Genomic DNA, 5,717 nt, shown 5'->3' with positions numbered 1-5,717 from the left:
GCTGATCCCCGGCAGTCGCGGCGAATATTCCTGGGGCGGCGCGGCAACCACCTCTTTCTGGATCGATCCTGCCGAAGAGTTGATTACGATTTTCATGACCCAGGTGCTGCCATCCAGCGCCTATCCGGTGCGACGCGAGTTGCGCACCATGGTCTATTCGGCGATCACCGACAGCAATCTCTAGAGCAGGGCGACAAGATCAGGTTGCGGTATTTGCACGACTATCCTTTTGATTGAGCGCGATGTTTTGACAAAAGCGCGGTGCATGCACTTTGCGACGACACGGCCCTTCGGCTCGGGAATCAGTTCGGACGGAACCATCGCCTGTTGCAGCGCACGCAGCGGCAGCGGCGCGCGCAGGCGGCGTCGCGCAAAGTGTTTGGCGCAAGCGAACGCTTCTCATATGCTGCTTTCCCGGGCGTGGGCGCCGATCCGGGGAGTTCGGGGAGTTCGTGCCAAAACCTTCACTGCCAGTGCGACTTGTCCTTCTGGTGGCGGGGACCTCGCTGCCGCTGATCATCTTCGCGGCCGGGATCGTCTTCCACGATTACATCAAGGACCGCCGGGAAGCGACGCAACGGGTTCTGGAAACGGTGCGGAGCGTCCGCCTGACGCTGGATGCGGAAATGCGGCGCGTGACGGGCGGCTTGCAGGTGCTGTCGTTGACGGACGCACTGCGATCGGGGGATTTTATCCGCTTTGGCAGCATGGCCTCCGGCTTCCTCGAACAATACGGCAAGGACGGGGTCATTCTGGTCGCCGATCACGACGGCAACATCCTCTTCCCCGCGGCCGAGCCTGACGGCCCGACGCCCAAGCGACGCAACAACCTCGCGATCATCGACAAGGTGTTTGCGACCGGGCAGCCGCAATATTCGAGCCTGTTCTACGGCGTGGTGAAAAAGAAATTGATCATCACCGTGGACGTGCCCGTCATGCGCGATGGCAAGGTGATCTTTGATGTTTCGTTCAGCCCTCCGCTCGACCTTTTCCAAAGTATCGTCGAGAAGCAGCGCCCCAACACGGATTGGACGATCGCGATGCTCGACGGTGACGGCATCATCTTCGCCCGTACCCCCAACCGGGAAGCAACCTTCGGCAAGCACGCAACGCCGTCCCTGTTCGACCAGATGTTCCGGACCGACGAAGCGACGCTCACGGCCACGTCGCTGGACGGCGTGCCGCTGATCACGGCCTATGCGCGCTCACGGCTCACGGGGTGGACGATCGCGGCCGGCATCTCCGAAAGCTCGCTCGTCGCGCCGCTCTGGCGCAACCTGAGCATTGCGAGCGCGATCGGCGGCGTGCTGCTCCTGACCGGGCTTGCGTTTGCCGTTCGCATGGCCACCACCATCGCCCGGGGCGAGATGCTGCATGATCTTCTGATCGAGGAGCTCAACCACCGCGTCAAGAACACCCTTGCGATCCTGCAGGCGATCGCGGTGCAGACCTTCCGCAGCGCGACGCGGGCGGAGCGGCAGAAATTCGAGGGGCGGCTGGGCGCGCTCGCCGAAGCGCACAACCTGCTCTCGAGCGAGAAATGGCAGGGCGCGGAGCTGAAGGACGTGCTCGAGCGCGTGCTGCGGCCTTACGTGATCAGTGCGCCCGAGCGGGTCAAGATGTTCGGTCCGCACGTGCCGCTCGCGCCCCGGCTGGCGGTGGTGCTGTCGATGATCGTGCACGAGATCGCCACCAACGCCGCAAAATATGGCGCGCTGTCCAACGACGGCGGCATCATCGGGATCGACTGGGAGGTTCTGCCGGGCACCACGGGCAAGATCCTTCGCCTGATCTGGACCGAGAGCGGCGGCCCGCCGGTGACCGCGCCCGTTCACCGCGGCTTCGGCTCGCGCCTGATCGAGCGCAGCGCGCGCGACCAGCTCGGCGGCGAAGCCACGGTCGATTTCCTGCCACGCGGCGTGGTCTACACCATCACCTGCGCGCTGGACCAGGCTGAGTAGCGGAGAAATGTAGACCTGTAGAGCGCCGCGAAACCCATTATTGAGACAGAAAGTGGGTTTCGCTCCGATCTACCCACGCTACGAAAGGCTGCGCATCACCCGATATTCTGCAGCGACGGGAACGTCTCCAGCAGCCAGATGCTCACATTCGACACCGCACCGGTGAGAAAGCCGATGCCGGTCACGATCATCAAAACCCCCATCGCCCGCTCGACATTGGCGAGCTGTCCCTTCATCCGGGCAAACAGCGCCGAGAATTGCTCGACCATGAACGCGGCGATCAGGAAGGGAATGCCGAGCCCTGCGGAATAGATCGCAAGCAGGCCCGCGCCCTTGGTCACCGTGGCCTCCGCCGCTGCAATGGACAGGATCGCCGCCAGGATCGGCCCGATGCAGGGGGTCCAGCCGAACGCGAACGCAAGCCCCATCACATAGGCGCCCCACAGCCCGACTGGCTTCGGAATCGGCAAGCGCCCTTCCCGCATCAACAGCCCGATCCGGGTCAGCCCCAGGAAATGCAGCCCCATCACGATGATGACGGCGCCGGCCAGGATGGAGAGCTGTGCCGACCAGGCGCGAATCAGCGATCCGACCAGCGAGGCGCTGGCGCCGAGCGCCACGAACACCGTGGAGAAGCCGAGCACGAACAGCGCGGCCGAGATCATCACCGCCCGCTTGGAGGCTGCGGCAGACTCTTCGCTTTCGAGATGCTCGATGCTGGCGCCCGTAAGATAGATGAGATAGGGCGGAACGAGCGGCAATACGCAAGGCGACAGGAAGCTGACAAGGCCCGCAATCAGCGCCGCCGGTATCGAGACATTCTGGATCATACGCTTAACGTCGTTTCCTCGAGGTGCGCAGCCCGCCAACCTTATACCGGGCGTTGGGCGACTTCATGTAGCGGATGAAGGGATTTGCGCAACAGCGGAGGTCGACGGCGGGGCCCGGCGAAAAACAGCTAGCGGAGGAAGCGCACGAGCTCCAGCGCCCCAGCGCACCACAGCGGAGAAAACAGCATCACAAATGCGGCACCGCTGCTCTGCAACGGCTTCACCGAAATGCGAGACCTACTTGACCACGCGGAGCAGCGGGCGCCGGGGCTCAGCTTGCGCAGACTCGTTCTCATACGAAGGTCTAGCTCTCGCGGAAGACTTGACTTCACGCGGCGCAGCTTCGGCGTCTTCCTTCGCCACCATCGCCTCGCAGAGCAGTTTGAGCTCTGCGTCGCCGATGCAGTTGAGTTTCATCCTGAGATCGAGCGCGGCGACGGAGACAAGATGAGCCGAGTCGCGGTTGCCCGTCGCGGTCAGCGCAGACCGGCATTCCTCCAGCATGGCAAGAACCGCAAGCAATTGTTCGTCTGAATTAGGCACCGGATCCGTTTCCATTCCCTGGCTTGCGGCACGCGGCCACAACCAAATAACCATAGCATGAACGGGGGGAGGACACGAATACCATTTCGCTGCGGCGCCGCTTACGGCTTGGATGGTGGACCCCCGTAAAAGCCCGGATATCGAGAGTGAGGCCGAAGATCATCTCGCACTATTTCCGCACCGATGGACGCCGCCAGTCAAAAAAAACGTGCCTAAAAGTAATCATAAGGCGTCAAAATGCGGGAAGAAGGACCCGTCGTAGTTGTAGTGGGGGCAGTATTCTGCCAAGTTTAGCACCCAGAAAGGGCTTGTATGCATCTCGCGGTGGAAAGGGGCGTTCCTCTTGAGGAACGCAAGGCGACGACCGCCGGTCTCCCGGACTGGGACGCGGCGCGCATCTTCCTCGAAGTCGTTCGCTGCGGCAGCTTCCGCTCCGCGGCCGAGCGACTTGGCTTGTCCATCAACGTGGTGCGGCGACGCATTGACGATTTCGAACGGCAGACCGGCGCAACACTGTTCACGCGCGACGTGCACGGTGCACGGCTCACCGAAGACGGGGCCGCGATGGTGTCCGCGGTCGAGCGCATGGAGGCAGCCTCGTTCGAGTTGCTGCGCGCGAGCGACGGCGTTGCGAACGCACTGTCCGGGGAGATCAGGGTCGCTGTCACCGAAGGGCTCGGGACGTTCTGGTTGGCGCCGCGGCTGGTCGAATTCCAACAGAGCTTTCCCAACATCCTGGTCGATCTCTACTGCGCGATGCGGTCGGCGGACGTGTCGCGCCATGAGGCCGACGTCGCGATCCACCTGTCGCGGCCCTCGGCGCTCGACGTCAAGATGGTCCGGCTCGGACGCATGCACATGAACTTCTTTGCCAGCCAGAAATATCTGGAAACGCGCGAGGCGCCACGCAGCCTTGAAGAGATGCGCCGACACCGGCTAGTGCTGCAGGTCGCCGACGAAGCGGCGGCGAAGGAAGCATTCGAGAGCGTCTTCCCCGGCTATGCGCAACGTGACCTTTTGGTAATGAAGACCAACGTTTCCAGCGCCAACTATTGGGCCGTCGCCAACGGCGCCGGCATTGGCGTCTTCCCCACCTACGCCCTCGCACTCGGCGGCAAGCTCGTACCGCTCGACGTCGACCTGCGCTGGTCATTCGACATCTGGCTGTCCTATCACCCGACAAGCGGCCGCATCCCACGCGTGCGGCAGATGATCGATTGGCTGATAGAGGCCTTCAATCCCGCTAAATACCCGTGGTTCAGAGACGAGTTCATCCATCCACGGGAACTCAAAGCGGTGTATATGGGCACACCCCTGACCCATTTATTCGGGGGCTTTTCGACCGAAGGACGGTGACACCAGAATGAATAAATCAGCGGCAAAGAAGATGAAGCAGCGCAGTGCTGGCAAACCGGACATTGAGCTTGGCAAGCGAATCCGGCTGCGGCGCGTCGAACAGAAGATCTCGCAGGCAGAGCTTGGTGAAAAGCTCGGCGTCAGCTTCCAGCAGGTGCAGAAGTACGAGAAAGGCGTCAACCGCGTCGGCGCGGCGCGCCTGCAGCAGATCGCGACGGCCCTCGACGTTCCCGTCACCTTCTTTTACGACGGCGACAGCAAGGCCCGCGAGGTCGAGAGCCTCCTGTTCCTCGACAGCGCCTTCAGCCTTCGCCTGCTTCGGGCCTACAGCAAGATCAAGGACCAGACGGTACAGCGCCAGCTCGTGTCCCTGATGGAATCGATCGCCGCCAACGAGGAATAGGCGCGAGCCTTCGCGCCTCGACGCGCGGCAGATCAGCCCGCCGCGCCGCGAATGCGATCGATCAACGCGACCGGATCAGTCGGCATCCGGTCGCCGCGCCAAGCCACGTGCTGGTCCGGGCGCGACAACACCAGCCTGTCGCCCCGGTCGGCGGCATCCGGCTGCTTCACGTCGAGAATTTCGAGTGGCACGCGCCTGTTGCGGGCCGCGACGGAAAGTGCCGCGACGTCGATCGCCGGATCGAAGCGCAGCAGCGTGAATTCGGGCCCCATCGCGTCGTAGAGCGAACTGCCGTCGTGGCGGAAGACATGCGGCGTGCGGCAGCCCGGCACGGTCGATGGCGTATAGCTGTTCATGGTGTAGGACGGCGGTGCCGCGCCGTCATAGGCGATGATCGGCGAACGATCGTAGTAGGTACCGAAATTGAGGCCGGCGCAGGCATATTGCTGGACGTTGATCTCGTAGGTCAGCCGTCCGACCTCGCGTCGCACGGCTTCGCCGCGCGGCCCCTCCTCCTCGATCTCTGCCGGCACGGCGCCGCGCCGCTTGATCTCGGCTTCCGCGTGCGACATCGCAAAGCGCGAGACCTGGCTCGTGATCGGGTGCCGCTCGGCCTCATAGGCA

5 protein-coding genes and 2 pseudogenes are annotated in these 5,717 nt (G+C 63.1%); 4 read left to right on the top strand and 3 right to left on the bottom strand.

Annotated features, from left to right (window positions below; all coding sequences use genetic code 11):
• Both VFB05_RS30595 and VFB05_RS30590 read left to right on the top strand, forming a co-directional pair.
• A pseudogene (locus tag VFB05_RS30595) lies at positions 1-184 on the top strand (serine hydrolase); the annotation flags it as partial.
• Positions 185-452: 268 nt separating this feature from the next.
• Positions 453-1,961: a sensor histidine kinase gene (locus VFB05_RS30590; RefSeq protein WP_325019638.1), complete on the top strand. Its 1,509-nt coding sequence runs from the start codon at positions 453-455 to the stop codon at positions 1,959-1,961.
• Between the two features lie 95 nt (positions 1,962-2,056).
• On the opposite strand, the gene VFB05_RS30585 is transcribed toward VFB05_RS30590, so the two are convergent.
• Both VFB05_RS30585 and VFB05_RS30580 read right to left on the bottom strand, forming a co-directional pair.
• Entirely contained in the window at positions 2,057-2,791 is a 735-nt protein-coding gene (locus tag VFB05_RS30585; RefSeq protein ID WP_325019636.1) for a cytochrome c biogenesis CcdA family protein, read from the bottom strand.
• A gap of 237 nt (positions 2,792-3,028) precedes the next feature.
• Positions 3,029-3,349, bottom strand: coding sequence for a hypothetical protein (locus tag VFB05_RS30580; RefSeq protein WP_325019634.1), 321 nt, complete (start codon positions 3,347-3,349; stop codon positions 3,029-3,031).
• A 297-nt stretch (positions 3,350-3,646) separates the two neighbouring features.
• On the opposite strand from VFB05_RS30580, the gene VFB05_RS30575 reads away from it, so the two are divergent.
• Positions 3,647-4,690, top strand: a complete 1,044-nt coding sequence (locus VFB05_RS30575; protein ID WP_325019632.1) for a LysR family transcriptional regulator — start codon at positions 3,647-3,649, stop codon at positions 4,688-4,690.
• 7 nt (positions 4,691-4,697) lie between these two features.
• Positions 4,698-5,093: a helix-turn-helix domain-containing protein gene (locus VFB05_RS30570; protein WP_015668220.1), complete on the top strand. Its 396-nt coding sequence runs from the start codon at positions 4,698-4,700 to the stop codon at positions 5,091-5,093.
• Positions 5,094-5,125: 32 nt separating this feature from the next.
• Here the strand turns inward: VFB05_RS30570 and VFB05_RS30565 are convergent.
• Positions 5,126-5,717: pseudogene (locus tag VFB05_RS30565) on the bottom strand (monooxygenase); the annotation flags it as partial.

It is taken from the genome of Bradyrhizobium sp., assembly GCF_035652035.1.
Taxonomy (GTDB): domain Bacteria; phylum Pseudomonadota; class Alphaproteobacteria; order Rhizobiales; family Xanthobacteraceae; genus Bradyrhizobium.
The sequence above is the reverse complement of the archived record's forward strand: the minus strand, read 5'-3'. Positions and strand labels throughout refer to the sequence as shown.

Bases quoted from the DNA above. Each gene is read 5' to 3' on its own strand.
- VFB05_RS30585 (WP_325019636.1), bottom strand. From the start codon at position 2,791: ATGATCCAGAATGTCTCGATACCGGCGGCGCTGATTGCGGGCCTTGTC.
- VFB05_RS30580 (WP_325019634.1), bottom strand. From the start codon at position 3,349: ATGGAAACGGATCCGGTGCCTAATTCAGACGAACAATTGCTTGCGGTT.
- VFB05_RS30575 (WP_325019632.1), top strand. From the start codon at position 3,647: ATGCATCTCGCGGTGGAAAGGGGCGTTCCTCTTGAGGAACGCAAGGCG.
- VFB05_RS30570 (WP_015668220.1), top strand. From the start codon at position 4,698: ATGAATAAATCAGCGGCAAAGAAGATGAAGCAGCGCAGTGCTGGCAAA.